The sequence below is a fragment of the Actinomadura meyerae genome, assembly GCF_900188445.1.
In the GTDB taxonomy this organism is placed as follows: domain Bacteria; phylum Actinomycetota; class Actinomycetes; order Streptosporangiales; family Streptosporangiaceae; genus Spirillospora; species Spirillospora meyerae.
In genome coordinates this window covers 475,421-502,002 of sequence record NZ_FZOR01000001.1, presented here as the reverse complement: position 1 = coordinate 502,002, position 26,582 = coordinate 475,421, and the positions used below count along the sequence as shown (strand labels likewise).

Genomic DNA, 26,582 nt, shown 5'->3' with positions numbered 1-26,582 from the left:
GGGGGCGGGCCGGTCGCGCGGCCCGCCCCGCCGCTCGCGGCTCACACCTCGGCGGCCATCTCCTTGACCTTCTCGATCAGGGCGAGCCGGCCCTTGTGGTCGCCCGCGATCGGCGACACGTTCAGCGTCGTGATCCCGGACTCCTTCATCGCGGCGAGCCGCTCGCGCACGTGGCCCTCGGAGCCGATGAGGGACATCTTCTCCAGCAGCTCCTGCGGGACCTTCGCGGCGGCCTCGTCCTTCTTGCCGTCCAGGTAGAGGTCCTGGATCTCCTCGGCCTCCTTCTCGAAGCCGTACCGGCGGGCGAGGTCGTTGTAGAAGTTCTTGCCCTTGGCGCCCATGCCGCCGATGTAGAGCGCCGCCATCGGGCGGCCGAACTCCAGGTAGCCCTGCACGTCGTCGCCGATGGCGAGCGCGGCCTGGCCGACCACGTCCAGCTCGCCGAGCGCGGGGTCGCGGCGCGCCTTGCCCGCGGCGAGGGACGCGCCCCACACGTCCGCGGCCTTCTCCGGCATGTAGAAGATCGGCTCCCAGCCGTTGGCGATCTCGGCGGTCTGCTCGACGTTCTTCGGGCCGATGGCGGCGACCAGGATCGGGATGTCGGCCCGCACCGGGTGGTTGATCAGCTTCAGCGGCTTGCCGAGGCCGGTGCCCTGGTCGGCGGGCAGCGGCAGCTTGTAGTGCTTGCCCTCGTACTGGAGCCGCTCCCGCCGCCACACCTTGCGGCAGATCTCGATGACCTCGCGGGTGCGGCCGAGCGGCGCGGTGTAGGGGACGCCGTGGAAGCCTTCGATGACCTGGGGGCCGGACGCGCCGATGCCGAGCGTGAACCGGCCGTCGGACACGTAGTCCAGGCCGGCGGCGGTCTGCGCCATGGCCGTCGGCGTCCGGGAGTAGATGTTGAGGATGCCGGAGGCGATCTCCAGGCGCTCGGTCTTGGCGGCGATGTAGCCCATCTGGCTCACCGCGTCGAAGCTGTAGGCCTCCGCGATATAGACGATGTCGAGACCGGCCTTCTCGTAGTCGGCCAGCTCCTCGACGGTCTCCTTGAAACCGCCCGAGTAGCTGAGCGCCATCCCGATGCGCATCAGGCATCCTCCCTAACCGAATCCGATTCCAGTCGAACGTAACCTATCCCCCCGCCCCGGGCTCAGGGCAGGGCGGGACCGTGCAGCGCGTCCAGTACCGGACGGTAGAGGTCGGCGCGGATCCTGGCGACGGTACCGCCCCCGCGGCCCGCCGACGCCGCCGCCAGCTCCACGGCCGCGGGCAGGACCTCGTCCTCGGCGGCGGTCCGCTGGACGATCCCGGCCTCCCGCGCCTGCTCGGCGGTGTAGCGGCGGCCGGTGAGCATGGCCTCGTGCGCGGTGGCCCTCGGCAGCCGCTCCTTCAGCAGCGCGTTCATGCCGGGCGTGAAGCTCATGCCGAGGTCGACCTCGGGCAGGCAGAAGTAGCCGCGGTCGGTGCGCATGACCACGGTGTCGTGGCAGAGCGCCAGCATCGCGCCTCCGGCGAACGCGTGCCCGTTCACCGCCGCGAACGTCGGCATCGGCAGCTCCAGGACGCGGGCGAACATCCCGTGCACGCGCTTCAGGTACTCCTCGAACCTGTCCTGGTTGGCGCCGAGCCACTCCAGGTCGAGGCCGTTGGAGTAGAACTTGCCGGTGCCCACGGTCACCAGGGCGCCCGGCCCGTCGCTCTCGGCCACCGTGTCGAGCGCCTCTTCGACCGCCCCGAGGAAGCCGGGGCTGAACCGGTTCTCCCCCTCGTCGAACCGCAGGACGTACACGTCTCCGTCGCGCTGGAGGTCGATCACGTGGCTCTCCTTCATCCGTGCCTGAGCGAACCCTACTCGCGGGTAGTCGCGGGGAAGACCATGCAGGTCGTCGTCCCGTGCGCGACGAGCCTGCCGTTCGCGTCGGTGATGCGCCCCTCCGCCGTCGCGACCTTCCGCCCGACGTGGACGGTCGTCCCCTCGCACACGAGCCGGCCGCCCTCCAGCGGCACCGCCCGGACGAAGTTCACCTTGAGCTCCAGCGTCGTGTAGCTCGCTCCCTCCGGCAGCGACGTGTGCACCGCGCACGCCATCGCCGAGTCCAGCAGCGTCGACATGACGCCGCCGTGCACCGTGCCGAGGGGGTTGCTGAAGTCGGGGCGGGGCGTGAGGGCGCACACGACCCGGCCGGGCTCCAGGCTCTCGACGGTCATGCCCAGCAGCGCCCCGATGCCCTGCCCCTTCTCCGCGCCCGTGGCGAGCAGTTCCCTGAGCTGCTCCAGTCCCGCCGTACTCTCCATCACCGCTCCCTCGGTAGGACGTCCGTCATAGGAACGATGTTCTATGACGTCCGTCATGGGCAACGCGAGCACCATATGATGAATGTCATAATCGAGCCATGGGGACCGACAGCCGGGAACGCATGGTGCGCAGCGCCGCCTACCTCTTCCGCGAGCGTGGCTACAGCGGCACCGGGTTCCGCGACGTGATCGCGCACAGCGGTGCGCCGCGCGGGTCGATCTACCACCACTTCCCGGACGGCAAGGCGCAGCTCGCCGAGGAGGCCGTCCGCTACGCCGGGGAGTTCCTCAACGCGGGGATCCTCGCCGCCACCGAGGGCGGCGACGCCGCGTCCGCCGTGGACGCGTTCACCGGCTGGTGGCGGCAGGTGCTGATCAAGAGCGAGTTCCGCGCGGGCTGCCCCGTCGTCGCGGTCACCGTGGAGGCCCACGACGACGCCCCGCAGCTCGCCGAGGCCGCCGCCGCGGTGTTCGGCCGCTGGCAGGACACCCTCGCCACCGGCCTCGGCAACGCCGGCGTCCCCGACGACCGCGCCGCCCGGCTCGCCCGGCTGATCGTCGCCGCCGTCGAGGGCGCCACCATCCTCTGCCGCGCCCACCGCGACGTCGCCCCGCTGGACGACGTCGTCGCCGAGCTCAAGGACATGGCCAGGCAGGCCGTCCGGGAGGACTGACGGCGCCCCGCGCTCCGGCCGCCGAACGCGGCCGGGTCAGGGGTGCGGCCGGGTCAGGGGTTCTCGGCGAGGATCGTGGCGATCGCCTGGAGGGCCAGGACGTAGGACATGGGGCCGAACCCGGCGATGGTGCCGGTCGCGACGCCGGCGACGACGGAGTTGTGGCGGAACTCCTCGCGGGCCGCCGGGTTGGTGATGTGGACCTCGATGAGCGGGGCGGTGCGCTGGGCCAGGGCGTCGCGCAGCGAGTAGGAGTAGTGCGTGAACGCGGCCGGGTTCAGCACGATGGGGACGCGCTCGTCGGCGGCCTCGTGCACCCACTGGACCAGCTCCGCCTCGTCGTCGGTCTGCCGGACCTCGACGTTCAGGTCGAGGCGGCGGCCGGTGTCGCGGCACAGCGCGACGAGGTCGTCGAAGCTCGCCGTCCCGTAGGTGTCGGGCTCGCGGACGCCGAGGCGGCGCAGGTTCGGGCCGTTCAGGACGAGCACGCGGGTCATGGGGCGATCTCCCGGTAGGCGGCGGCGAGCAGCTCCTCGTCCGGGCCCTCCAGGCGGCCAGGCCGCCCGATGCCGTCCAGGACGACGAAGCGGAGCGTCCGCCCGCGCGACTTCTTGTCGATGGTCATCGTCTCGCGCAGGCCCGGCCAGTCGGCGGCGTAGGAGACGGGGAGGCCGACGGAGGCGAGCACGTCGCGGTGCCGCCGGACGTCGCCGGCGGGCAGCCGCCCGGCGAGGCGGGCGAGCTCGGCGGCGTACACCATGCCGATCGCGACGGCGTGGCCGTGCCGGAACCGGTACTCCTCGGCCTTCTCGATCGCGTGCGCGAGCGTGTGTCCGTAGTTGAGGATCTCACGGAGCCCGCTCTCGCGCAGGTCGGCCGAGACGACCTCCGCCTTGACCCGGACCGCCCGCTCGACCAGCTCGCGGGTGTGCGGGCCGTCCGGGGACGCGGCGCCCTTCGGGTCGTCCTCGACCAGGCCGAGGATCGCCGGGTCGGCGATGAACCCGGCCTTGACGATCTCGGCGAGGCCGCTGATGTAGTCCTCGTGCGGCATCGTCATCAGCGTGGCGAGGTCGCACAGGACGCCGGCGGGCGGGTGGAACGCGCCGACGAGGTTCTTGCCCTCGGGGATGTTGATGCCGGTCTTGCCGCCGACCGCCGCGTCCACCATGCCGAGCAGCGTGGTGGGGACGAGCACCGCCCGCACCCCGCGCAGCCACGACGCCGCCGCGAACCCGGCGAGGTCGGTGGTGGCGCCGCCGCCGACGCCGACGACCGCGTCGGTGCGGGTCATGCCGAGCCGGGCGAACGACGACCAGAGCCCGGCGAGCACGCCGATCTCCTTCGCGGCCTCGCCGTCGGGGACGGGCAGCGCGTGGACGGCGTACCCGGCCCGTTCGAGCGCCCCGCACACCGGGCGGGCGATCTCCGGCAGGCCCCGCGCGTGCACGACGGCGACGCTGCGGGCGCGGTCGCCGACCATCGCGGGCAGCTCGCCGAGGACGCCCGTCCCGATGACAACGTCGTAGGGGTCGGCCCCGCCGACGTGGACCCGGCCCTCCGTCATGCGTCCTCCGGGCCCGCGTCCAGGGCCTTGGCGATCTCATCGACGATCTCGGCGGGTTCGCGGCCGTCGGTGTCGACGGCGACGGTGCCGAGCCGCTCGTAGATCGGCAGGCGCTCCTCCAGGAGCTTGCGCATCTGGCTGCGCGGGTTCAGCACGAGCAGCGGGCGGGCGGACGCCAGGCCGACCCGCTTGATCGCCTCGGACAGCCCGACCCTCAGGTAGACGACGGTGTGCCCGCCGAGCAGGTCCCGGGTCTCGGCGGCCAGGACGGCGCCGCCGCCGAGCGCGACCACGCCCGGGTGCTCGGCGAGGGCGGCCGCGACGGCGGCGCGCTCCAGCTCGCGGAAGCGCTCCTCGCCGTCGTCGATGAAGATCTCGCCGATCGGCTTGCCCGCCGCGGCCTCGACGTCGGCGTCGGTGTCGCGCAGCGCGACGCCGAGCCGCTCGGCGAGCGCGCCGCCGACGGTGGTCTTGCCCGAGCCGGGCGGCCCGATGATGACTGCCTTCGGTCGCATGGTCCCGCTCACTTGATCGTCAGGGCGGACAGGTAGCCGCGCAGGTTGCGGGCGGTCTCCTCGGCGGAGTCGCCGCCGAACTTCTCCAGCGCCGCGTCGGCGAGGACGAGCGCGGCCATCGCCTCGGCGACGACCCCGGCGGCCGGGACGGCGGTGACGTCGCTGCGCTGGTTGATGGCCTTGGCGGGCTCGCCGGTCCGGACGTCGATGGTGTCCAGCCGCCGGGGGACGGTCGAGATCGGCTTCATCGCGGCGCGGACCCGCAGCACCTCGCCGGTGGTCATGCCGCCCTCGACGCCGCCCGCGCGGTTCGTCCGGCGGCGGACGCCCCCGGGGGTGCCGTCGATCTCGTCGTGCGCGCGGGACCCGGGCCGGCGGGCGGTGGTGAACCCGTCGCCGAGCTCCACACCCTTGATCGCCTGGATGCCCATCAGGATCCCGGCGAGCCGGGAGTCGAGCCGCCGGTCCCAGTGGACGTGGCTGCCGAGGCCGGGCGGCAGCCCGTAGGCGAGGACCTCGACGACGCCGCCGAGGGTGTCGCCCGCCTTCTTCGTCTCGTCGATGTGCGCGACCATCGCCGCGGAGGCGTCGGCGTCGAAGCAGCGGACGGGGCTCTCGTCCACCCGCGCGAGGTCGCCGGGGCCGGGCAGGACGCCGGCCGGCGCCTCGACCTCGCCGAGCGCGATCACGTGGCTGAGGACGTCCACGCCGAGGGCCTGCTTGAGGAACGCCTTGGCGACGGTGCCGAGCGCGACGCGGGCGGCGGTCTCCCGGGCGCTCGCCCGCTCCAGGACGGGACGGGCGTCGTCGAAGCCGTACTTCTGCATCCCGACGAGGTCGGCGTGGCCGGGCCGCGGCTGCGACAGCGGCGCGTTGCGCGCCTGGGCGGCGAGGACGGCGGCGTCGACGGGATCGGCCGACATGACCGTCTCCCACTTGGGCCACTCGGTGTTGCCGACCTGGACGGCGACCGGCCCGCCGAGCGTCACCCCGTGCCGGACGCCGCCGAGGATCGTCACCTCGTCCTGCTCGAACTTCATCCGGGCGCCCCGCCCGTGCCCGAGCCTCCGGCGGCGCAGTTCCTCGGCGATGTCCCCCGAGGTCACGCGCACACCGGCCGGCAGCCCCTCCACGATCGCGGTCAGGGCCGGGCCGTGGGACTCCCCCGCGGTCAACCAGCGCAGCATGGCCACGATCCTATTGACTCCGCGCGCCCGCCCGTGACGGCGTCCACCATCTGAGAGGCTGACCGGGTGAGGAGGCAGCTGCTCGGCCAGGCGCGGGCGTGCGCGGAGCTGGGTTCGCCGATGTACGCGGAGCTGCTGACCCGGGCGGCGGACGACCCGGGCGGCGAGGTCGCGCGCGTGCTGGGCGAGCACCGCGGGTCCGGCTTCATCCTGGGGATGCTCGGGACGGTGCACCGGCTCGTGCTGGAGGGGCGCGCGCCCGAGCTGGCCGCGTACTACCCGACCGCCGGCGGCACGCGGGACCCGCTGCTGGCCTGGCCCGCGTTCCGGGACGTGCTGGCCGAGCACGCGGCGGAGATCCGCGCGGGCCTCACCGATCCGCCGCAGACGAACGAGGTGGGCCGGTCGGCTCCGCTGGTCGGCGGGCTGCTCGCGATCAGCGCGGCCACGGGCGGGCTGCCGGTGCGGCTGCTGGAGATCGGGGCGAGCGCGGGCCTGAACCTGCGCGCCGACCGCTTCCGGTTCCGCTACCGCGACGCGCACGGGGAGTACGACGCGCACGGGGAGTACGAGGGCGGGGAGGACGAGGGCGGGGTGTACGGGCCCGAGTCGCCGGTCGTGCTGCCCGGCGCGTGGCGGGGCGTGCCGCCGGTGGACGCGCCGCTGGCGGTGGCCGAGCGGCGGGGCTGCGACCCGAACCCGCTGGACCCGGCCTCGCCCGAGGCGCGGCGGCGGCTGCTGTCGTACGTGTGGCCCGACCAGGCGGACCGGGTGGCGCGGCTGCTGGCGGCGCTCGAGGTGGCGCGGCGGGTCCCGGCGGAGGTCGTCCGGGCGGGCGCGGCCGAGTTCCTGGACGGCCTCGCCCCCGAGCCGGGCACCGCCACGGTGGTGTGGCACTCGACGATGCGCGCCTACCTGCCTTCGGACGAGGCGGCGCTCGTCGACCGGCACATCGAGGCCGCCGGGGCCGCGGCGACGGAGGACGCGCCCGTGGCGCACCTGTCGTTCGAGGGCCGGGACGCCTCGCGGCTCAGCGTCGGGCACGTCGTGGCGCTGCGGCTGTGGCCGGGCGGGGAGGCGCGGCTGCTCGGCGAGGGCCCGTCGCACGGCCTGCCGACCACCTGGTACCGGCGCGGCGGCCTGGTCTCGGCGTAACGGCCGGGTGCTAGCGCGGGTCCGCCCAGGACTCGCGGCGGACGAGGTCGCCGAAGGGCCTGGCCATCGACCGCAGCCGGGCCGTGTCGGCCGGGGGGACGGCGTCCTCGCGGGGGTGGCCGATCGTGACGACGCCGACCACGGCGACGTCGTCCGGCAGGCCGAGCAGCTCCTTGAGCGCGGCGGTGCGGCGGACGGTCGCGAACCCCGTGGCGAGGCCCTCGTTGATCGCGGCGAGCTGGACCAGCATCAGGAACGCCCCGGAGTCGACCCACCAGTACGGGGCGGGCCACTCCAGCTCCTTGCCGTCGATGAGCTTGTCGGGGCGGGTGTAGCGGTCGTGGTAGTCGTCCTCGCGGACCCCGAGCACCATCAGCACCGGCGCGACCGACAGCCACTTCTCCGGGTAGAGGGACTCCTCCGCGAGTTCGGCGACGCGCTCGCGGGCGGCCCGCTCGGTGACCACGACGAGGCGGTGCCCCTGGCTGAACCCGGCGCTCGGCGCCCTGCGGATGGTGCGGGCGATCTTCTCCACGGTGTCCGGCGGGACCGGGTCGGGGCGGTAGCGGCGGACCATCCGCCGCCGCGCGAGCACCTCGTCGAACTCCACACGCGTCTCCGTTCCCGGCCGGATCCCCCGGCCGTCCTGGGTTCCCCGGCTCCCCGGGTGCTCAGATGCCCTGGTTGAGGCCGCCGTCGACCAGCAGCGTCGTCCCGGTGATGAAGCCCGCCCGCTCGCTCGCGAGGAACGCGGCGACGGCGCCGAAGTCGGCGGGCGAGCCGAGCCGGCCGAGCGGGATGCCCGCCGCGATGCCGGCGAGGCCCGCGTCCCGGTCGGGGCCGAGCAGCGCCTCCACGGCGGGGGTGAGGTGGTAGCCCGGCGCCAGCACGTTGACGGTGATCCCGGCCGCGCCGAGCTCGCGGACGAGCGACTTGGCGAACCCGGCGAGCGCGGGCCGCACGGTGCCGGACAGGGCGAGCTTCGGCGTCGGCTGCCGCATCGTCTCCGAGGCGATCATGAGGACGCGGCCCCAGCCCGCGTCGCGCAGGTGCGGGACGGCGGCCTGGACGAGCGCGATGTGCGACAGCACGCACAGCTCGACGGCGTCGCGGTAGGCGTCGAGGCCGAACCCGAGGGCGGGCCCGGCCGGGGGCCCGCCCGCGTTGGTGACCAGGACGTGCAGCCCGCCGAGCTCGGCGGCGGTGCGCTCGACCCACGCGGCGGCCCCGGCGTGGTCGCGGACGTCGAGCCGGGTCGCGACGGCGCGTCCCGGCCCGGCGGCGTCGATCTCCTTGCGGGCCGCCTCCAGCCGCGCGTCGTCGCGCCCGCAGAACGCGACGTCGGCGCCCGCGGCGGCCAGCTCGCGGGCGGTGGCCAGCCCGAGGCCGCTGGTCGCGGCGGCGACGAGCGCGACCCGGCCGCGCAGTCCGAGGTCCATCAGGTCTCCACGGGGATCGGGGCGGCCGGGGCGGGCCGCAGCGGGTAGCGGTAGCGGGCGAGCAGCGGCAGCGCGAGGGCGGTGGCGGCGGCGCGGGCGGGCGCGGGCTGGGCGCGCACCCACGCGTCGTCCTCCCGGATCCGGACCGGGCCGCGCCGCAGCCGGTCGGGGTTGCCGGTCACGGTGTGGTTGACGCCGAGCACGGCGGTGCCGCCGCCGTCCACGGGCGGGTCGCCGGCGAGCCCGGCGTGCCGCATCACCCGCGCCAGCTCGGCGCGCGGGGCGGCGGTGAAGTCCTCGTAGCGCAGCCGCAGGCAGCGGTCGGGGAACGCGCGGGCGACGCGCTCGGAGGCGAGGTTGAAACCCGTCCAGTAGGCGGTGCTGCGTACGGGGCCCATCGCCGGGATGTACTCCTTCGCGCGCCGCCACGACTCGGCGGTGGCGCGCGGGTCCCGGACGACGTGCAGGACGCGGGCGTCCGCGCCGGGCGCGCCGCACAGCGCGGCGGCCTCGGCGGGGAACTTGCCGGTGTCGACGATCAGCTCGGCGCCGGACTCCGCCGCGATCGCCTCGTACAGCCGAACCAGGTCGCGGACGGCCGGGTGGGCGGCGCGGACGTGCCGCGCCTCGGCGAGGCGGCGCCCGGTGTGCCGGGTCCGCAGCGCGGCCTGCTGCCGCGCGACGGCGCGCTCGGCGTGCCACGCGGGGTCGCCGCCCGCGACCCGGGCGATGACGCCCTTCCACAGCGGGCACGCGGGGACGTCGCGCCCGCAGCCGCACAGGGTGTTGGTGCCGCGGCCGAGGACGCCGTTCGTCCACAGGTAGCGCAGCTCGCCGGCGTGGACGACGCCCGGCAGCTCGCCGAGGAGGTTGCCGAGGAGGGTGGTGCCGCTGCGGCACCAGCCCGTCACGTACAGGACGCGGACCATCAGCGGCGCCCGGCGCCGGAGCCGACGACCTTCCGGACGGCCTCGACGACGTGGTCGCGGTCCCGCGCGGTGAGGTTCGCCGACAGCGGGATGTCGACCGCCTCGTCCAGCCGCGCCGCCGTGGCGGGGTACTCGGCGCGGGCGCGCTCGGGGTCGGGGAACAGGAACCGCCAGTTCCAGAACGCGCGGACGTTGGTGTCGCCGGGGTCGCCGAGGGCGCGGGCGTCGATGCCCTCGGCGCGCAGCGCGGCGGCCGTCCAGGCGGTGCCGCGGGCGCCCGCGCCGGGCAGCCGGAACACCAGCGCCTCGCCGAGGTAGGCGCCGTCGGCGACGGGGCGGCGCAGCGCGAGGCCGGGCACCCCGGCGAGGCGGCCGGCGATGTCGTCGTAGTTGCGGCGGTGGGCGGCGAGCCGCTCGGGCAGGCGGCGCAGCATGGGGCGGGCGAGCGCGGCGCGGATCTCGTCCATCCGCAGCCCGAAGATGGGCAGGGCGAGGTCGTCGACGGGCGGCGGCGCGCCGTCGAAGTGGCGCGCCATCCGGCCCTCGTAGGCGCCGGAGTAGACCACCGCGCGGGCGTGCACGGCCGGGTCGCGGGCGAGCAGGAACCCGCCCTCGCCGGTGTTGAGCGACTTGTCGGACTGGGTGCTGAACGCGCCCGCGTCGCCGAACGTGCCGAGGAGCCGGCCGCCGAGCCGGGCGCCGAGGGCGGGCACCGCGTCCTCGACGACGGGGACGCCGTGCTCGCGGGCGAGCGCGCAGACCGCGTCCATGTCGGAGGCGAACCCGCGCATGTGCACGACGACGATGGCGCGGACGTCTCCGGTGAGGCGGCGGCGCAGGTCGGCGACGTCGAGGTGCAGGTCCTCGTCGCACTCGACGAGGACGGGCCGGTGCCCGGCGAGCAGGATCGCGCTGGGCGTCGCGGCGAAGGTGAAGGCGGGGCAGGCGACGCGGGAGCCGGGCGGCAGGTCCAGGGCAAGCAGCGCGAGCGTGATCGCGGCGGTGCCGCTGGCGCAGGCCAGCGCGTGCGGGACGCCGAAGTAGCCGCACAGGTCGCGTTCGAGCAGCCCGGTGCGGGTCTCGGCGTAGGGGCGGTGGTCGTAGCGGAAGTAGAGCCGGTCGCGGACCGCGTCGAGCGCGTCGCGCAGGTCGTCGTCGCCGATGAAGACGTCGCCCTTGTCGTAGGTCGGCCAGGGTTCGGTGCGCACCGGCGCGGCGCCGTCGATCGCGAGCAGGCCGGGCTGGACGTCCACGGTCATGTTCGTCTCCTCCACGGGGAACGGGAGCATCGCTCAGGAGTGCGGGGGCGCCAGGGCGAGCACCGCGGGCACGCCGTCGGGGCGGGCGCGGCGCAGCAGCCCGTAGCCGATGCCGGACAGGCCGGCGAGCAGGCCGGGGGCGGGGGCGGGCAGGGCGGTGCGCCACGCGCCGCGGGGCGGGCGGGGGACGTCCTCGCCGGCGGCGGCGAGCAGCTCCGCGGTCCCGGAGGTGCCGTGGCAGAGCGAGTCGTCGGGCAGGGGCCCGGCGGAGCGGGCGGTCGCGACCGCGGTGCCGAGCGCGCGCTCCAGCTCCGGAGCGGCGCAGGCGGGCCGGGCGAGGAGGTCGGCGAGGGCGAGGCCGGTGCCGGCGGCGCCCTGGCACCAGCCGGGCTCGGGGTCGTCCGGCGGGACGGCCAGCGCCTTCGCGCGGGCGGCGTGGCGGGGGTCTCCGAGCAGTCCGTGCAGGCGGGCGAGGGCGAGCGCGGCGCCTGGGGCGCCGTAGCCGAGGCCGGGCCCGGCGGGTTCCATGGCCATGAGCCGCTCGCCGGACGCGCGCGCCGCGTCGCGGACCCGCTCGCCGGGCTGGACGGCGTGCAGGGCGAGCGCGGACAGGAGCACGCCCGCCTCGCCGTCGAGGAGGTCCGGGCCGGGCGGGGCGGGGGCGGTGAGCAGCGCGTCGCGGGCCGCTCCGGCCAGGTCGGGGCGGCGGTGGACGGCGGCGGCGTGCGCGAGGTGGTAGACGGGGCCGAGGCCGGGCACGTCCGCGCCCGCGCGGAGGCGCGCGGCGACCTCGTCGGCGACCCGCTCGGCGAGGCGCGCGGCACGCGGATCGTCCGTGACGGCGGACAGGTAGGTCAGGAACAGGCCGATGCCGGGGAGGCCGCCGTAGAGGTCGAGGCCGGCGGCCGCGACGCGGCGGGAGCCGCCGTCGACGACCTCGATGGCCGGCCAGCCGATGCGGTCGCCGTCCCGGACGGCGGTCTCCTCCAGCCACCGGGCGACGGCCAGGGCGCCGCGCACCGGGTCGTCGCCGGGTGCGCGCGCGGGGACGCGGTGCCCGGCGCGGGGGCGGGTGTCGAGCGAGGCCAGGCTCGCGTCGATGATCTCCAGCTGGGCGGCGGACCCCTCCTCGCGCAGCGCGGCGAGGCGGGCCGCGGTCTCCTCCAGCGGCGCGGCGGGCAGGACGCCGGGCAGGCGCGTGCCGTCCTCCAGCCACAGGTCGCGGTGCCCGGGGCGGATCTCGAACACGGGCACCTCGCCGCGCCGCAGCGCCGCCTTCTCCGCCGCGATGAGCGCGGCGCGGTGCGGGACGCCGGGCCAGCCCGCGTCGAGCCGGGCGAGGCCGCGCTCGTGGACGGCGGGGTCGCGCGCCGCCTCCGGCCGCCAGCCCTCCAGCAGCAGCCGGACGTAGAGGAACGTCGACAGCTGGATCAGCCGCACCGGGACGTCCGCGCAGCCGTCCAGGGGGCCGCCGCGCGCGAGCAGGTCCGGCCCGGCGGCGGCCAGGCGCCGGTGGGCGAGGGCGTACCCGGCGGTGAGCGCGTCGCGGTGCGCGCGGGGGTCGGCGGTGCCGCCGTCCGGCAGGCGCAGCCGCCCGGCGGGCGCGGGCACGTCCCGGTAGCCGAGCCGGATGGTCATCCGGTCGGTGCCCGCGTGCTCGACGACCGGCGTCGGGATGAGGGAGCGGCGGCCGGAGGCGGTGCCCAGGGGGCTGATGTCGACGCCGAACGGCAGCTCGGTGCCGGTGTCCGGCATGACGAGCGGGCCGGGGAGCAGGCCGGTGCGCAGCACCGACGCGGCCAGCCGCTCGGCCGCGGGGTCGCCGAGCCGCGCGCGTCGCGCCATCGGCTGCGTCCCCTCGGTGTGGAACAGGGCCTCCAGGTCGATCACCACGGGGTCGGTGCCGGCGGCGATCACGTTGTCGGCGTGCAGGTCGTAGCCGTGCACGGCGTGGGTCAGGGCGAGCAGGGCGCCCATCCGCCAGAAGAAGTCCGGCAGCCGCTCGGGCGGGCAGGGGGCCGGCTCGACGTACTCGCTCCAGCCGTGGTCGCCGCGGTCGAGCAGCCGGATCCGGCGCAGCGGGCGGGACACCTCACCGGAGGCGTTGAACCAGGCGAGGAGGCGGTCGAAGCACCGGTCGACGGCCAGCCCGCGGGGCTTGTAGACGACGGTGCCGCGCTCGAACCGGACGAGCGCGACCGTGCGGCCTCCCCGGTGCGTCTCCTCGGACCCGAAGCGGACGTCGGCGACGCCGCCGAGGGCGCCGAACGCCTCGGTGAGCGCGGGCAGGTCGGCGGCGAGGTCGCGGGCGAACGCCGCGCGGGCGGCGGCCCAGGCGTCCAGCATGCGGGCGGCCTGCCCGGCGAGGACGGGGTACTCCGCCCAGATCTCCCGCGCCCGCGCCGGGTCGCGCAGGCCGGCGGTGAACGCGGCGTAGCGCCGTTCGGGCGTCGCGCCGGGCAGGCCCCGGCGGCGGGCCGCGGCGAGCTCGCGGGCCAGCGCGGGCTGGACGGCCATCGCGAGCCAGCCGAGCGGCGGGTCGCGCAGCAGCAGCGCGGCCAGACCGTCCGGGACGGGCGGGCCCGCGGCGAGCCGGTCCGCCAGGTCGCGCCGGGCGGCGCCGATCAGCGGCCGCGCGATCTCCAGCAGGCCGAGGTCGCCCAGGTCGCCGGGGTCACCGGAACCGCCGGCGGCTCCGGGCCGGCCGGGGGCACCGGGGCGGGACGCGGTCGGGGTGCTCATCCGCCGCCACCCGGCGGATCGCCGTCCTTCTCCCGGGTGGCGCGGGCGGCGCGCAGCGGGCAGCCGGGCGCGGGCCGCGCGGCCGGGCGGGGGCCCGTCCCGCGCCGCGGATCGAGCACCGGATCGGTGAATGCCGCTCCCCCGGCTCCATTATCCGGCTTCGCCATGGCACCTCCCCATGCAATCCGCTACGAAGTTCTACCATGGCCGATTTTTCCGAACAAGATCGAAGGAGACCCTTTTAATTTACCCGCCGCTGTGCTTACTCTCGGGGTTGGCACGGTGCAGGATCGGCGCCGTGCATTTGCCGGCCGGTCCGAGATCCGGACGGCCGCGAAAGGTATGTCTGATGGGAGTGCTCCATGCTGGACTACCTCATCGATGACCCCGGGCTGCGCGAGCGCGGCCCCGGTGAGGAGCTGGCGATCGCGGTCGCCAGGGCCGCCGGGGGCGACGCCGCGGTCCGGATCCGGGCGCCGCTGACGACGCTGTTCCCGCTGGCCTCCACCCGGCCCCGGCCGACCGTCCGCGAGCAGGCCAAGGGCGGCACGGTCACCGACCGGACCCTGCGCTACGTGCGGGAACTCCGCGACACCGGGCCCGGCGAGGACGGCCGCTCCGGCACCCGCTACGGCGCGACGCCCGAGGCGGTGTTCCGCCCTGCGCTCGCCAAGGCCGAGCTGACCGAGATCTCCGTCTCCGTCCCGGTGCCCGCCGAGCTGTGCGCCGACCCCGCGCTGCTGGCGCGGTTCGTCGACCACCGCGTCATCGTCCGCCTGTGCACCGTGGAGAACGAGGTCCTGCTGCGCGGCAGCGACGACGGCGCGATCACCGGGCTGCTGGCCCTGGACGGCCTGCGCCGCCTCGGCGCGCCGGGGGCGGAGGCCGCGGCCGGCGCGGTGCTGGAGGCCCTCATGGCGGGCTGCGCCGAGGTGGAGGAGATGGGCGGCTCCTGCGACGGGATGGTCATGCACCCCGCCCTGTACTGGCGGCTCGTCGGCGGCGGGGCGCTGCCCGCGCTGGACGCCGCCGGGCTGCGCCTCACCCGGACCCGCATGATCGAACCCGGCCGGGTGCTGCTCGGCGACTTCCGCGCCGGCATCACGCTGCTGGACGGCGAGGAGTCGACCCTCGCCCTGCGCCGGCCCGCCGGCGCGGACGGCGGCGAGGCCGTCATCACCGCCTCGATGCGCCTCGGCCTGGCCGTCCACCTCCCCCAGCACTTCCTGCTGCTGTCCCTCTGACCCGCTCGGACGCGGCCGTCCCGGCGCCCTCGCGCGCCCCGGCGGCCGCCCACTCCCCGCGGGCCCGCACGTCCGGGCCCGTGCCCGCCGAGAAGTGGAGGTGCCCCATGCGCACGCCCCCGTGGTGACGTTCCGTGACCGCCCGTCCCGGCGAGTGCAGGAGGTGATCCGCATGCGCACGCCCCCGTGGTGATGTTCCGCGCTCCCGTCCCGCCCCTTCGGACCAGGAGGTGAATCGCATGCGCACGCCCCCGTGGTGATTTACACAGAATTAATGCGCACGACACCGGGGTAAACCGGCGTGCGCGCTCCGTGAAGGGCCGGAAGGCGGCACAACAATGGCCGGTGCCAGTGCCGTAACCTGCATTTGCGCCGAGGTAATTCGGTCGCACAAATTCACGGATGCGGGCGCCGAATCCACCGGTGGCGGCGCTGCGGCGCCCGCGGCGCCCTCCGGGGCCGCGGGCGCCCCCCGTCCCGGGCGGCGGCGCCGGCCAGCGCCGTCGCCGCGAGGCCCGCCGCGAGCCCCGCCCACGCGATCCGGAACGCGGCCCCGGACGGCTCGTGCAGCACCGCGGCGAGCCCGCCGATGCCCGCCGCGGCGCCCGCCGACCGGGCCAGCATGATCAGCGCGCTGCCGCTGCCGAACCGGGCGGGCGGGACGGCCGCCATCGCGATCGTCTCGATCGCCACGGCCGCCGCGGCCGCCCCGGCCGTCCCGACGACGAGCGCGGGCAGCACCACCGCCGCGTAGCCGCGCCCGGCGCCGAGCGCCTCGGCCGCCAGGGGCCAGCACCAGCCCACCGCGCCCACCGCGCCGCCCGCCACCGCGACCGCCCGCGCTCCGGCCCGCCGCACCAGCGGCCCGCTCAGCCACGACACGGCGGCCGAGGTCAGCGGGCCGGGCGTGAGCGCGAGCCCGGCCGCGAGCACCGAGTAGCCCCACCGCTCGGTGAGGAACAGCGCCACGCACAGCGCCACCGCGAACTGGGTGACGCTCAGCAGCACCATCGCCGCGTTGCCCGCCGCCGTCGTCGCGGCGCGCAGCAGCGTGAAGTCGGCGGCCGGGCGGGGGTGCCGCAGCGACCGCCGCACCCCGAGGCAGGCCAGCGCGAGCCCGGCGGCGAGCGCGCCGAGGGTCGGCGCGGCCGTCCAGCCCCAGCCGGGGCCCTCGACGACGCCGAGCACCAGCGCGGCGACCCCGGCGGCGAGCAGCGCGGTGCCGAGCAGGTCGGGCAGGCCGCGCCCGGCGGCGGGCCGGGCCGGGACGCCGGCCGCGGCGCACGCCAGCGCGAGCGCGCCGACCGGCAGGTTGACCAGGAAGATCCAGCGCCAGCCGCCCGCCGCGAGCAGCGCCGCGCCGAGCGCGGGCCCGCTCGCGCCGGCGATCCCGGAGACGGCGCCGAGCAGCCCGAACGCGTGCCCGGCCCGGCCGGGGAACTCGCTCAGCCCGACGGAGATCGACAGCGCGACGACCGCGCCGCCGCCGGCGGCCTGCAGCATCCGCGCGAGCACCAGCGTCACCGGCCCCGCGGCGAGCGCGCAGGCGGCCGAGCCGAGGGTGAACACCGCGAGCCCGGCCAGGAAGATCCGCTTGGGCCCGAGCCGGTCGGCCATCCCGCCCGCGGGCAGCAGGACGGCCGCGAACACCACCGTGTAGGCGGTGATCGTCCAGGACAGCCCGGCGAGGGTGCTGCCGGGGAACGCGCGGAGCAGCTCCGGGATCGCGACGCTGACGATGTTGTAGTCGACCACCGCCATGGCGTTGGCGAGGACGACCGAGGCCAGCGCCAGCGCCCGCCGCCGCGACGGGCCCGCCGGCGCGGCGCGGCGCGGGGCGAGCGGCCCGGCGCTCACCGCGCGGCGGCCGCGCGCGCCCTCCGGGCGAACTCCTCCTCCAGGACCCGTTTGCGGACCTTCCCCGTCGGGGTCTTGGGCAGCTCGGCGACGACCTCCAGCCGGTCGGGCTCGTACCCGGGCGTCATGCCCGCGTCCGCGACGCGTCGGCGCAGCTCCTCCAGCGTCGGCGGCGGGCCGCCCGGCGCGGGCACGACGACGGCCACGACGGTCTCGCCGAGCAGCGGCTCCGGCTCCCCGACGACCGCGACCTCCGCGACGCGCGGGTCGGCGCGCAGGACGCCCTCCACCGCGGCGCCGGGGACGTGCACCCCGCCCTTGTTGATCATGTCCTTGGTGCGCCCGATGACCTTGATGCCGCCGCGGCCGTCCGGCCGGGCCAGGTCGCCGGTGACGAACCAGCCGTCGTGCAGCGCCTCGGCGAACACGTCGTCGGCGCCCTCGTAGCCCAGGCACATGTTCGCGCCGCGGACCTCCAGCCGGCCCGGCCCGTCGCCGGTGACGGCGCCGTCCTCGCCGACGAGCCGCAGCGACATCCACTCGACGGGGCGGCCGTCGCTGCGGGCCGCCCAGTCGGGCGGGTCGTCCGGGCGGCCGATCGTCACGCCGCCGTTCTCGGTCATCCCCCACAGCGGGCGGACCGGGAACCCGAACGTCTCCAGGAACCGCCCCGGCAGGTCCGGCGGGATCGGCGTGGAGCCGGTGACCATGTGCCGCAGCGCGACCTCCCGCGGGTTCGCGCGCTGCTCGGCGACCAGCTCGTCCAGGACCAGCGGGGTGAAGTAGGCCGCGGTGATCCCGTACCGCACGGCGAGGTCGAGGAAGTCGCCGGGCTTGAACGCGTCCGCCCACACGGACGTCGCGCCCGCGACGAGCGGCGCCAGCATCCCGTAGAGCCAGCCGCCCTGCCCGCCGACGATGCACGGCGTGGACAGCACGTCGTCCTCGCCGAGCCCCAGCGGGACGGTGTAGGAGCGCGCCATCGCGTACAGCGTGTTGTGCGAGTGCCGGACGCCCTTCGGCTTCCCCGTGGTGCCCGACGTGTACATGATCTGGAAGAGGTCGTCGCCGGAGGGCCGGTGCCGGGGCGCCGCGCCGTCCGCCGCGAGCAGGCCGCTCTCGAAGCCGATCGCACCGTCCGGCACCCGGCCCCCCACGACGATCTGGTGGCGCAGGGCGGGCAGCCGGTCCCGCATGCCCGCGATGGTCCCGGCGATGTCGAGGCCCCGCACCCCGTCCAGCGACACGACGGCGCGGGCGCCGGACTCGCGCAGGATCCACTCGGTGTCGGCGGCGCCCGTGGCGATGTAGTACGGGACGACGACGGCGCCGGCCCGCCCGCAGCCGAGCGCGAGGACGGTCGCCTGCCACTGGTTGACGAGCTGCATCGCGACGCGGTCGCCGGGCCGGACGCCGAGCGCGGCGAGACCGGCGGCGCAGCGGTCCACCAGCTCGGCGAGCCGCGCGTAGGTGAGGACGGTGTCGGGGCCGTCCCCCGTCTCCCAGACATGGCCGACCACCGCCGGGCGGCCGGGGGCGGTCTCCGCCCACCGGTCGAGATCGTCGAGGAAGGTCCCGTCCCGCCACCAGCCCCGCCGCCGGAACTCGTGCGCGTCGTGGAGGTCCGTCACGATCTGCCCCTTCCCTCACCGGGTGACTTGATCATGACCACGGCGGGGCGGGGGCTTCAACGGCCAGTGTTGACGAAGACCGGCGGGCCCTGTCGGCACCCGGGTCAGGGGCGGCACCCGGGTCAGGCGACCTCGCGCCAGTCGAGGACGGGTGCGGCGGTGTCGCGGACGGCGGCGAGCAGCCCCAGCCGGTTGGCGCGCACGCCGGGGTCGTCGGCCATCACCATCACGCCGTCGAAGTAGGCGTCGATGGGCCCGGCGAGCGCTGACGCGGCGTCCGCGAACTCCGGCAGGGAGGGCCGCGCGGTCAGCTCGGCCTTCACGCGGGTGAGCGCCTCGTGCAGGGCGTGCTCGGCGGGCTCGGTGAACAGGCCGGGGTCGTAGCGGGCCGCGGCGTCGTCGGGGACGATCCGCAGGACGCGCTGCAGCGCGGTCGTGAGCCGCTCGAACCCGGGCGACCCGAGCAGCTCCGCCAGGTCGGCGGCGGCCCGCGCGGCCTGGGCGGGCGCGCCCGCGAGCGGAAGCACGGCCCGGACGACGCGCACCGGGTGCCCCTCGTCCAGCAATTGCTGCTCCAGGCGGCGCGCGATGAACCGCTCGGCGTCGGCGAGCGCGTCCGGCGCGACGGCGACGGGCTGGTGCCGCGCGGCGACGGCGAGGCCGTCCCCGACCGTGACCGGCGCGAGGCGCGGGACCTCACGCAGAACGGCGGTCAGCGCGAGCGCGGCGCGGCGCAGCCCGAACGGGTCGGAGCTGCCCGTCGGCGCCGACCCGACGGCGAACAGCCCGGCGAGCAGGTCGAGCCGGTCGGCGGCGGCGAGCACGGCCCCGGCGGCCGTCGCGGGCGGCGCGTCCCCGGCCGTGCGGGGCAGCTCCATCTCGTAGAGGGCCTCGGCGACGTCGTCGTCCTCGCCGGCTCGGCGGGCGTACTCGCGGGCCATCGTCCCGGCGAGGCTCGGCAGCTCGATGACCATGGACGAGGCCAGGTCGAACTTCGCCAGCGCGGCGGCGCGGGAGAGGACGGCGCGCTCCGCGGCGGTGAGGCCGGCGCGGCCCGCCAGGTCGGCGGCGATCGCGGCGACGCGGGCCGACCGGTCGGCCATCGACCCGAGCCGCTCGGTGAACGTCAGCCTGCCGAGCCCCTCCTTGATCTGCTCGGGCGTGCGGCGCAGGTCCTGCCGGAAGAAGAACGACGCGTCCTCGTACCGGGCGCGGAGGACCGCCTCGTTCCCGGCCCGGACGGCGTCGTGGTCGCAGTCGCCGTTGGCGACGGTGACGAAGTGCGGGAGGAGGCGGCCCCCGGCGTCCCGGACCGGCAGGTAGCGCTGGTGCTTGCGCATGACCGTGGTGAGGATCTCCTCGGGCAGCTCCAGGTACGCCGCGTCGAACGCCCCGAGGACGGCGACGGGCTCCTCGACCAGGTTCACGATCTCCTCGACGAGGCCGTGCTCGGCGGCCAGGTCGACCGTCCCGCCCCGGGCGCTCGCGAGGGCGAGCGCCGCCTCGGCGATCCGGGCCCGGCGGCGGGACGGGTCGGGCTCGATCCCGTGCTCGCGCAGCACCGCGACGAGCGACGCGGCGTCCGGCACCGCGACCCGCGGCGTCGCCGACGTCCGGTGGACCCGGGTCTCGCGCCCGGCGGTCAGGCCGCCCACCGCGGCCGGGACCTCCCGGTCGTCCAGCAGCGCCAGCAGCCAGCGGATCGGGCGGGCGAACGACAGGCCGGGGGCGTTCCACCGCATGTTCTTCCCGGCGCGGAGCCCGGTGACGATCTCCGGGAGCAGCCCGGCGAGGACCTCGGCGGCGGAGCGCCCCGCCACCGTCCGGGTGTATCCGGCGTACTCCCCGCCGGCGACGGTCACCTTCCGGACGGCGGAGACGTCGATGCCGTGGCCGCGGGCGAACCCCGCCAGCGCCCGCGTCGGCTCGCCGGACGCGTCGTAGGCGGCCGCGAACCGCGGCCCCTTCACGACCTGCTCGGTGTCGGGCTCGCGGGCCTCCAGGCCGCGGGCGAGCACGATGATCCGGCGCGGCGTCGCGTACACGGCGAGCGCGGAATCCCCGGTGAGCAGGCCGGCCCCGGCGAGCCCGTCGCGCAGCCGTTCCCCGGCGTACCCCGCCGCCTTCCCGATCTCGCCCGGCGGCAGCTCCTCGACGCCGATCTCCAGCGCGAACGTCCCGGTGGGCACGGCGTCCGGCAGGTCGGCCGGGGCCGCGACGGCGGGCCGCGCCGCGGCGTCGCCGAGCGGGTGCCCCAGTTCGGCGCGGCGCTCCACCCACAGCGCGGCCACCTCGTGGGCCAGGCCGCGCATCCGGGCGAAGGCGCGCGCCCGCTCGGTCGTGCCGATCGCGCCGCGCGCGTCCAGGACGTTGAACGCGTGGGAGCACTTCAGCACGTAGGCGTGGGCCGGGACGGGCAGCCGCGCGTCCAGCATCCGCCGCGCCTCGGCCGCGTACGCCTCGAACAGCTCCCGGTTGGTCGCGATGTCGGCGTCGTCGAGGTAGTAGCGGCTCATCTCGTACTCGGCCTGGCCGAACGCCTCGCCGTAGGTGACCCCCGGGGCGTACAGGATGTCCTTGAAGTGGGAGACGCCCTGGAGCGCCATCATGATGCGCTCCATCCCGTAGGTGATCTCGACCGAGACGGGGTCGAGGGTCAGCCCGCCCGACTGCTGGAAGTAGGTGAACTGGGTGATCTCCAGGCCGTCCAGCCACACCTCCCAGCCGAGCCCCCACGCGCCGAGCGCGGGCGACGCCCAGTCGTCCTCGACGAACCGGACGTCGTGCGCGCGCAGGTCGACGCCGAGCGCGCCGAGGCTGCCGAGGTACTGCTCCTGCGCGTCGCCCGGCTCCGGCTTGAGGACCACCTGGAACTGGGTGTGGGTCTGCAGCCGGTTCGGGTTGTCGCCGTAGCGGGAGTCGTCGGGGCGGACGCTCGGCTCGGTGTAGGCGACGCGCCACGGCTCGGGGCCGAGGACGCGCAGCGCCGTCGCCGGGTTGAGCGTGCCCGCCCCCACCTCGGTGTTCATCGGCTGCGCGACGAGGCAGCCGCGCCCCGACCAGTACTCGGTGAGCCGGATCAGGGCGTCCTGCATGGTCAGCACGGGAGTCTCCAATGGGCGCGGAAGGACAAGCCTAGAAGCGCCCGAGACCTCGCTCGATCGCGACGCGCACGGGAGACGCCGCGGGAAGGGGGCCGGAGGGGAGCAGCGGGGGCTGCGCCATGAACCGGGGGCGCGTCCCGCGGTGCGCCTGCGCGGCGTGGACGAGGAACGGGTGGCACAGGTACACGTCACCGGCCCGCCCCGTCGCGAGCGCGAGCGGGCGGTGCTCCGTCGCGGCCTCGGCCTTGCCCGCCAGCTCCATGAAGGGCACGCCCGCCGCGCCGGCGGGCTCCAGGATCGGCGGGACGTCCAGATGGGAGCCGACCCGGATCCGGGTGGGGCCGTCGTCCTCGGAGACGTCGGAGAACAGGAACAGCATCAGCAGCGCGCGGCCCTTCGACTCGACGTTCACCCGGGCGGCCATGAAGTCGGCGGGGTCGTCGCCGGGGAAGGACGCGTCGATGTGCCAGCCGTCGTCGCCGGGCGGCTCGTCGCTGGGGAAGCGCACCGGGAACGTGCCGAGCCCGCCGCGCGGCAGCCAGGCGCCCTCGCCGACGACCGCGTCGAACGCGGCGCGCAGGCGGGGCGTGCTCGCGGCGGCCCGGAACGGTTCCCCGCCGTACTCGCCGAGGCGGACCACCGGCCGGGTCCAGGTCGCGGGGTCGTCCGGGTCGCAGCCGGTGCCGCGCCACAGGATCGCCCGGCACTCGCCGGCCAGCTCGCGGGGGAACGCCTCCTCGACCCGCACGAACCCGTCGGTGATGAAGGCGTCGACATCGATCATGGCGCCCAGGGTCGCAGGGCGGGCCCGCCCGGGTCGAACGATTTACGGCGGGGCCGGGCGGTCTACCGGCGGATGACGTTCAGCTCCACGCCGCCGACGATGCGGCCGCGCAGCACCTCGGCGAGCCGGTCGGAGACCCGCTGGACGGTGCCCCGCTCGTCGTGCCCCGGGGCGACGGAGAACCGGACCGCGACCTCCGCGGACGTCCCCTCGGTCACCCGGACGCCGGTCACCGCCGGGTCGGAGCCGAACGCGGCGTCGACGGCGGCGAGGACGTCGGGGTCCTCGTGCGGCGGCGGGATCGGGCGGCCCTCGGCGAGCAGGTGCAGGCGCAGCCCCTCCACCGCGAACGGGACCGGGCCCGCGACGTCCACGACCAGCGCGTCGGCGCCCTCGTCGAGGACGGCGCGGCACGCGTCGCCGCCCCGCACCGTCACCGGGCGGGCGTCGGCGCGCCACGCCTTCATCGTCTCGGTGCAGGTGAAGCCGAGCACGCCCCGCCGCCCGTCCTCGCCGATGAGCGTCGGCAGCGCCATCTCGCTGGACTTCTCACGGCGCAGCTCGCCGGGCTCGACCTCTTCCTCCTCGGTGAGGACGGCGACGATCGGCACGAGCAGCCGGGCGCCCTGGAGCCGCCGCAGCACCGTGTGCGCGCCGGTACGGCCCGCGGCGTACCCCGCGAGCGCCTCGCACAGCCGGGGATCGGCGCTGCCGTCGTCCCCGGGGATCAGTGGTTCGGGAATGGTCAGTCCGGACACGCCAGGCAGGCTATAACCTCCGGCGACCCCTGCGGGCGACTAACCGGATACTCTCCGTGCCCCCCGCCCGGGATCGCCGCACGGGATCGCCCGTCCGGCTCCGAGCGCCGGCTCAGCCGAGGTCGGCGATGGCGGCCACGGTGCCGCCGCCGGACGGGCCCTGGTGGACGGCCGCGACCGACACGAACACCGCCGGGTCGCCGGTGACGGACGCCGCGACGCCGCCGACGCACGCCTTGATCTGCCGGTGCCAGTGCACGTCGGAGTCGTCCAGCATGATGTTGCGGCGGCCGCGGACCGCGCCGCGCGGGTCGGCCTCGCACTTGATGAACACGTTGACGAGCCGGTCGCCGAGGTCGGACGCGCGGGGCCGGTCGGGCAGATCGAGGCCGGTCGAGGCGATCGCGTCCCAGATGCCGTCGGCGTCCAGTGCGTCCTTCATCACACCGTGCCCGGCCCGGTACCGGCCGCCGATGCCGCGCACGTTGCCGACGACGACGATCTGCGCCCGGTCGAGCTCCACGCCGGACGAGCAGGACGCCACCGACGAGTACAGCGACAGGTCCCGGTGGATCTGCCCGGCGGACGGCATCTCGATCTCGCCGAGCGCGACGGCGATGCCGAGCGCGGTGGTCGAGTTGGAGATGTCCATCGACTTCAGCGTGTCCTCGGTGACGACGTCGCGGCCCCGCGCCTTGGCGTCGTTGATCGTGTCGAGGGTGAGCAGCGGCGTCTTGGTCTGCACGTAGTGGACGTCGGCGGGGTCGTCGATCCCGGCGGTCTTCATCGCCTCGCGGACCCCGGCGGCGACGGTCTCGACCATCGCGGGGCGGCCGATGTCCTCGGGCAGGATGATCTCGCTCATCGCGACGCCGACCGACAGGCGCGGCTCGTCGGAGGCGGGCGCCGCGGCCGGGTCGGTCGTGGCGAACACGGTGGCGTGCGGGCTGAGGACGCCGTCGGTGCCGCCCGACCACACCAGCGGGACGCGCGCCACCTCCTCCGCCGAGCGGGTGCCCTTGGCGGTGAGGACCTCGCGGAAGGCCCGGTCGGCCAGCAGCCGCGTGTAGTCGTTCACGCCGCCGTTGCCCTCGGTCTTGCCGACGACGGCGAGGACGCGGTCGGCCTCCAGGACGCCGTCGTCGATCAGCCGGGCGAGCCCGGACGCGTCGGTCACGCTCTCGATGGGGATCTTGCGGACTTCGATCGGGTCGGGCACGTCATCGCTCCTCGGCTGCTCTGCTCGGTGTGGTCTCTACCCCGGCCGGCGCCTCCACGACCGTCCCGGCGCGGCCGTGCGCGGCGTCGCCGAGCCGGTCCAGCGACGCGATCGCCGCGCGCCGGCCCCCGGCCGCGACGAACCGCCGCACCGCCTCCACCTTCGGGCCCATGCTGCCGCCGGCGAAGTGCCCGGCGGCGGCGAGCGCGGCCAGCTCGGCGGCGGTGGTGCGGCGCAGCGGCCGGGCGTGCGGCGTGCCGAACCCGGTCATCGCGGACTCCACGTCGGTGGCGATGACGAGGACGGACGCGCCGAGCCGGCGGGCCAGCAGCTGCGCCGCCAGGTCCTTGTCGACGACGGCCTCGACGCCGCGCAGCGCGCCGTGCCCGCCGCCGGGGCGGTCCGCCCGGACCACGGGCACTCCCCCGCCGCCCGCGGCGACGACGACGTGCCCGGCGTCCAGCAGGACCGCGGCGGCCTCCGCGTCCAGGATCTCCAGCGGCTCCGGGCTCGCGACGACGCGCCGCCAGCCCCGCGTGCCGAACCGCCGCCACGTCTCGCCGCGCGCCATGGACCGGCGGGCCTGCTCCTCGGGGAAGTAGCGGCCGATCGGCTTGGCGGGGGCGGCGAAGCCGGGGTCGGCGGCGTCCACCAGCGTGCGCGTCACCACCGCGGACACCGGGCGGGCGGCGCCGCGCGCGGACAGGGCCCGGTCCAGCGCGTTCATGATCATCACGCCGACGGTGGCCTGGGTCTGCGCGCCGCACCAGTCCAGCGGGACGGGCGGCACCACCCCCGCCGCCAGCCGGTTCTTGATCAGCAGGTTGCCGACCTGGGGGCCGTTGCCGTGGGTGAGCGCGACGCGCGCGCCCGCCGCGGCGAGGTCGGCGACGTGCGCCATCGCGGCCTCGATCGCCGCGGCCTGCGCGTCCGGCGCGGCGCTGCCGTCCGGTGCGGTCATGGCGTTGCCGCCGAGCGCGATGAGGATCCGCTCGCCGTCGAGCGGCCCGCCGCCGTTCCAGGTCACGGGACGGACGCTAACCCGCGCGGAGGGCGGCGCTCATGGGCGAAATCCGCCCAACGAGCGCCGCCTCTTCGGCGAACTCCGCCGAACCGTCAGGGACGCGCGTCCAGGGAGTCCACCCAGCCCATCGCCTTGTACGCCATCGACAGGCCGGGCTCGCCGCGCTCGTCGACGAAGGACTCGAAGGCGAGCAGCGCGGCCGTCCGCGGGTCGATGATCAGCCGGATGCGCCCGGCGGGGCCGCCCATCGAGACGCCCACGCCCCGGCGCCTGAGCTGGTCGGTGACCGCGCCGTCGGACCGGACGCCCTCCTGCTCGCTCAGGACGCGGTACAGCGCCGCCCGGGTGCCCGGCGTGAGGGGGCCGGCGAGCAGGTCCTGCGCGACCATCCAGACGTAGTACGGGTAGGGGTCGACGTTCTCCCGCCCGCCCGCCGCGCGCACGTCGGCCGCGTAGCGGCGGCGCAGCTCGGCCGCCAGGCCCGCCGCGTCCGCGGGCAGCCGGCGCAGCTCGGCCATCGACACCTGGCCGCTCCCGATCGTGTACCTGACCGGCTCGTCGTAGTCGTTCACCGACCGGGTCCGGTCCTCCTCGTCGAGCAGCTCGGGCGAGCCGGCGCGGCGCCATGCCGCCTCGTCGCGGGCCGTGGGGAAGCTCGCCTTCACGCCGATCCCGGCGATCGTGCGGGTGCGGTCGCGCGGGGACCGCGCCGTCCAGCTCTCCTGCTCCCCCGTGGTCACGTACGTGTAGGGGAGCTTCTTCGGCTGCTTGGGACGGCCGCCAGGACTCCCCGGCCTCCTGGCCGCCGGGCCCTGCTCGTACTCGTGCACCACCCTCGTCTGAGTGCGCGCGTACCAGTAGCGGCCCACCGTCGCCGGGGTCTTCTCGGCCGCCTTGGCGCTGGCGAGCAGGATGTCGCGCGCACCGGCGGGCCCCTGCTGCACCACGCCCGGCGGCGACGCGCCCCCGTCCCCGTCCGTGATCACGATGGCGCCCGCGGCGGCGCATGCCGCGGCGGTGGCTGCGGCGGCCAGCAGCAGCGGCCGGCGCAGGCGGAGGGCGCGGCGCGGGGCGGGCTCGGCGGCGGCGCCCATCGCGCGGGCGAGGTCGGTGTCGCGGCGCCGGGCGTGGCCCTCGCCGGCCAGCTCGTCCAGCGCGGCGGGCTTGAGGCCCCGGAAGATCGTGTCGGCGTCCTTCAT

The 26,582-nt window shown here is 76.3% G+C and carries 24 protein-coding genes; 3 read left to right on the top strand and 21 right to left on the bottom strand.

What is annotated here, in order from left to right:
• Positions 1 to 41: 41 nt before the first annotated feature.
• From CHF16_RS02265 to CHF16_RS02255, 3 genes are all read right to left on the bottom strand, one after another.
• The gene (locus CHF16_RS02265) at positions 42 to 1,088 is read right to left on the bottom strand and encodes an LLM class F420-dependent oxidoreductase (RefSeq protein ID WP_089324169.1); all 1,047 of its coding nucleotides are present in this window, start codon (positions 1,086 to 1,088) and stop codon (positions 42 to 44) included.
• Positions 1,089 to 1,150: 62 nt separating this feature from the next.
• A complete protein-coding gene (locus CHF16_RS02260) occupies positions 1,151 to 1,816 on the bottom strand; it encodes an enoyl-CoA hydratase/isomerase family protein (protein WP_089324168.1) in 666 nt (221 codons plus the stop codon).
• 32 nt (positions 1,817 to 1,848) lie between these two features.
• Positions 1,849 to 2,295: a PaaI family thioesterase gene (locus CHF16_RS02255; RefSeq protein WP_089324167.1), complete on the bottom strand. Its 447-nt coding sequence runs from the start codon at positions 2,293 to 2,295 to the stop codon at positions 1,849 to 1,851.
• A 98-nt stretch (positions 2,296 to 2,393) separates the two neighbouring features.
• On the opposite strand from CHF16_RS02255, the gene CHF16_RS02250 reads away from it, so the two are divergent.
• On the top strand, positions 2,394 to 2,969 hold the full coding sequence (locus tag CHF16_RS02250; protein WP_089324166.1) for a TetR/AcrR family transcriptional regulator: 576 nt from the start codon (positions 2,394 to 2,396) through the stop codon (positions 2,967 to 2,969).
• Positions 2,970 to 3,022: 53 nt separating this feature from the next.
• On the opposite strand, the gene aroQ is transcribed toward CHF16_RS02250, so the two are convergent.
• Genes aroQ through aroC form a run of 4 tightly spaced genes read right to left on the bottom strand, consistent with a single transcriptional unit; the run spans position 3,023 to position 6,238 of the window.
• Complete coding sequence (gene aroQ, locus CHF16_RS02245; RefSeq protein ID WP_089324165.1) at positions 3,023 to 3,466, bottom strand: type II 3-dehydroquinate dehydratase; 444 nt, start codon at positions 3,464 to 3,466, stop codon at positions 3,023 to 3,025.
• Entirely contained in the window at positions 3,463 to 4,536 is a 1,074-nt protein-coding gene (gene aroB, locus CHF16_RS02240; protein WP_089324164.1) for a 3-dehydroquinate synthase, read from the bottom strand. Before aroB ends, aroQ begins: the two co-directional genes overlap by 4 nt.
• Positions 4,533 to 5,051 (bottom strand): shikimate kinase, encoded by a 519-nt coding sequence (locus CHF16_RS02235; protein WP_089324290.1) that lies wholly within the window; start codon positions 5,049 to 5,051, stop codon positions 4,533 to 4,535. The genes aroB and CHF16_RS02235 overlap by 4 nt, the downstream gene beginning before the upstream one ends.
• An 8-nt stretch (positions 5,052 to 5,059) precedes the next feature.
• A complete protein-coding gene (gene aroC, locus CHF16_RS02230) occupies positions 5,060 to 6,238 on the bottom strand; it encodes a chorismate synthase (protein WP_089324163.1) in 1,179 nt (392 codons plus the stop codon).
• Between the two features lie 66 nt (positions 6,239 to 6,304).
• Here aroC and CHF16_RS02225 point away from each other — a divergent pair, with 66 nt between their 5' ends.
• Complete coding sequence (locus CHF16_RS02225) at positions 6,305 to 7,393, top strand: DUF2332 domain-containing protein (protein ID WP_089324162.1); 1,089 nt, start codon at positions 6,305 to 6,307, stop codon at positions 7,391 to 7,393.
• 10 nt (positions 7,394 to 7,403) lie between these two features.
• On the opposite strand, the gene CHF16_RS02220 is transcribed toward CHF16_RS02225, so the two are convergent.
• From CHF16_RS02220 to CHF16_RS40045, 6 genes are all read right to left on the bottom strand, one after another.
• Positions 7,404 to 8,003, bottom strand: coding sequence for a nitroreductase family protein (locus CHF16_RS02220; RefSeq protein WP_089324161.1), 600 nt, complete (start codon positions 8,001 to 8,003; stop codon positions 7,404 to 7,406).
• Between the two features lie 61 nt (positions 8,004 to 8,064).
• Positions 8,065 to 8,832: an SDR family NAD(P)-dependent oxidoreductase gene (locus CHF16_RS02215; RefSeq protein WP_089324160.1), complete on the bottom strand. Its 768-nt coding sequence runs from the start codon at positions 8,830 to 8,832 to the stop codon at positions 8,065 to 8,067.
• Positions 8,832 to 9,761 carry a sulfotransferase gene (locus CHF16_RS02210; protein WP_089324159.1) on the bottom strand — a complete coding sequence of 310 codons (930 nt, stop codon included), beginning with the start codon at positions 9,759 to 9,761 and terminating at the stop codon, positions 8,832 to 8,834. The genes CHF16_RS02215 and CHF16_RS02210 overlap by 1 nt, the downstream gene beginning before the upstream one ends.
• On the bottom strand, positions 9,761 to 11,020 hold the full coding sequence (locus tag CHF16_RS02205) for a DegT/DnrJ/EryC1/StrS family aminotransferase (protein ID WP_218826497.1): 1,260 nt from the start codon (positions 11,018 to 11,020) through the stop codon (positions 9,761 to 9,763). Before CHF16_RS02205 ends, CHF16_RS02210 begins: the two co-directional genes overlap by 1 nt.
• Positions 11,021 to 11,053: 33 nt before the next feature.
• Complete coding sequence (locus CHF16_RS02200; RefSeq protein WP_089324157.1) at positions 11,054 to 13,762, bottom strand: type 2 lanthipeptide synthetase LanM family protein; 2,709 nt, start codon at positions 13,760 to 13,762, stop codon at positions 11,054 to 11,056.
• A complete protein-coding gene (locus CHF16_RS40045) occupies positions 13,759 to 13,929 on the bottom strand; it encodes a hypothetical protein (protein WP_179271345.1) in 171 nt (56 codons plus the stop codon). Before CHF16_RS40045 ends, CHF16_RS02200 begins: the two co-directional genes overlap by 4 nt.
• Before the next feature lie 195 nt (positions 13,930 to 14,124).
• Here CHF16_RS40045 and CHF16_RS02195 point away from each other — a divergent pair, with 195 nt between their 5' ends.
• Positions 14,125 to 15,006: a family 3 encapsulin nanocompartment shell protein gene (locus CHF16_RS02195; protein ID WP_089324156.1), complete on the top strand. Its 882-nt coding sequence runs from the start codon at positions 14,125 to 14,127 to the stop codon at positions 15,004 to 15,006.
• Between the two features lie 396 nt (positions 15,007 to 15,402).
• Here CHF16_RS02195 and CHF16_RS02190 read toward each other — a convergent pair whose 3' ends face one another.
• The 8 genes from CHF16_RS02190 to CHF16_RS02155 form a co-directional block, all read right to left on the bottom strand.
• Positions 15,403 to 16,863, bottom strand: a complete 1,461-nt coding sequence (locus CHF16_RS02190) for an MFS transporter (RefSeq protein ID WP_089324155.1) — start codon at positions 16,861 to 16,863, stop codon at positions 15,403 to 15,405.
• A complete protein-coding gene (locus CHF16_RS02185; protein WP_089324154.1) occupies positions 16,860 to 18,494 on the bottom strand; it encodes an AMP-binding protein in 1,635 nt (544 codons plus the stop codon). The genes CHF16_RS02190 and CHF16_RS02185 overlap by 4 nt, the downstream gene beginning before the upstream one ends.
• 122 nt (positions 18,495 to 18,616) lie before the next feature.
• Positions 18,617 to 21,589 carry a glycine--tRNA ligase gene (locus CHF16_RS02180; RefSeq protein WP_089324289.1) on the bottom strand — a complete coding sequence of 991 codons (2,973 nt, stop codon included), beginning with the start codon at positions 21,587 to 21,589 and terminating at the stop codon, positions 18,617 to 18,619.
• Positions 21,590 to 21,629: 40 nt separating this feature from the next.
• A complete protein-coding gene (locus tag CHF16_RS02175) occupies positions 21,630 to 22,382 on the bottom strand; it encodes a phytanoyl-CoA dioxygenase family protein (RefSeq protein ID WP_089324153.1) in 753 nt (250 codons plus the stop codon).
• A 62-nt stretch (positions 22,383 to 22,444) separates the two neighbouring features.
• Positions 22,445 to 23,140 carry an SseB family protein gene (locus CHF16_RS02170; RefSeq protein ID WP_089324152.1) on the bottom strand — a complete coding sequence of 232 codons (696 nt, stop codon included), beginning with the start codon at positions 23,138 to 23,140 and terminating at the stop codon, positions 22,445 to 22,447.
• 112 nt (positions 23,141 to 23,252) lie between these two features.
• A complete protein-coding gene (gene bar, locus CHF16_RS02165; protein WP_089324151.1) occupies positions 23,253 to 24,359 on the bottom strand; it encodes a barbiturase in 1,107 nt (368 codons plus the stop codon).
• Position 24,360: 1 nt separating this feature from the next.
• Entirely contained in the window at positions 24,361 to 25,386 is a 1,026-nt protein-coding gene (locus CHF16_RS02160; RefSeq protein WP_245868152.1) for a carbamate kinase, read from the bottom strand.
• A gap of 89 nt (positions 25,387 to 25,475) precedes the next feature.
• On the bottom strand, positions 25,476 to 26,582 hold the full coding sequence (locus CHF16_RS02155) for a CU044_5270 family protein (protein ID WP_089324150.1): 1,107 nt from the start codon (positions 26,580 to 26,582) through the stop codon (positions 25,476 to 25,478).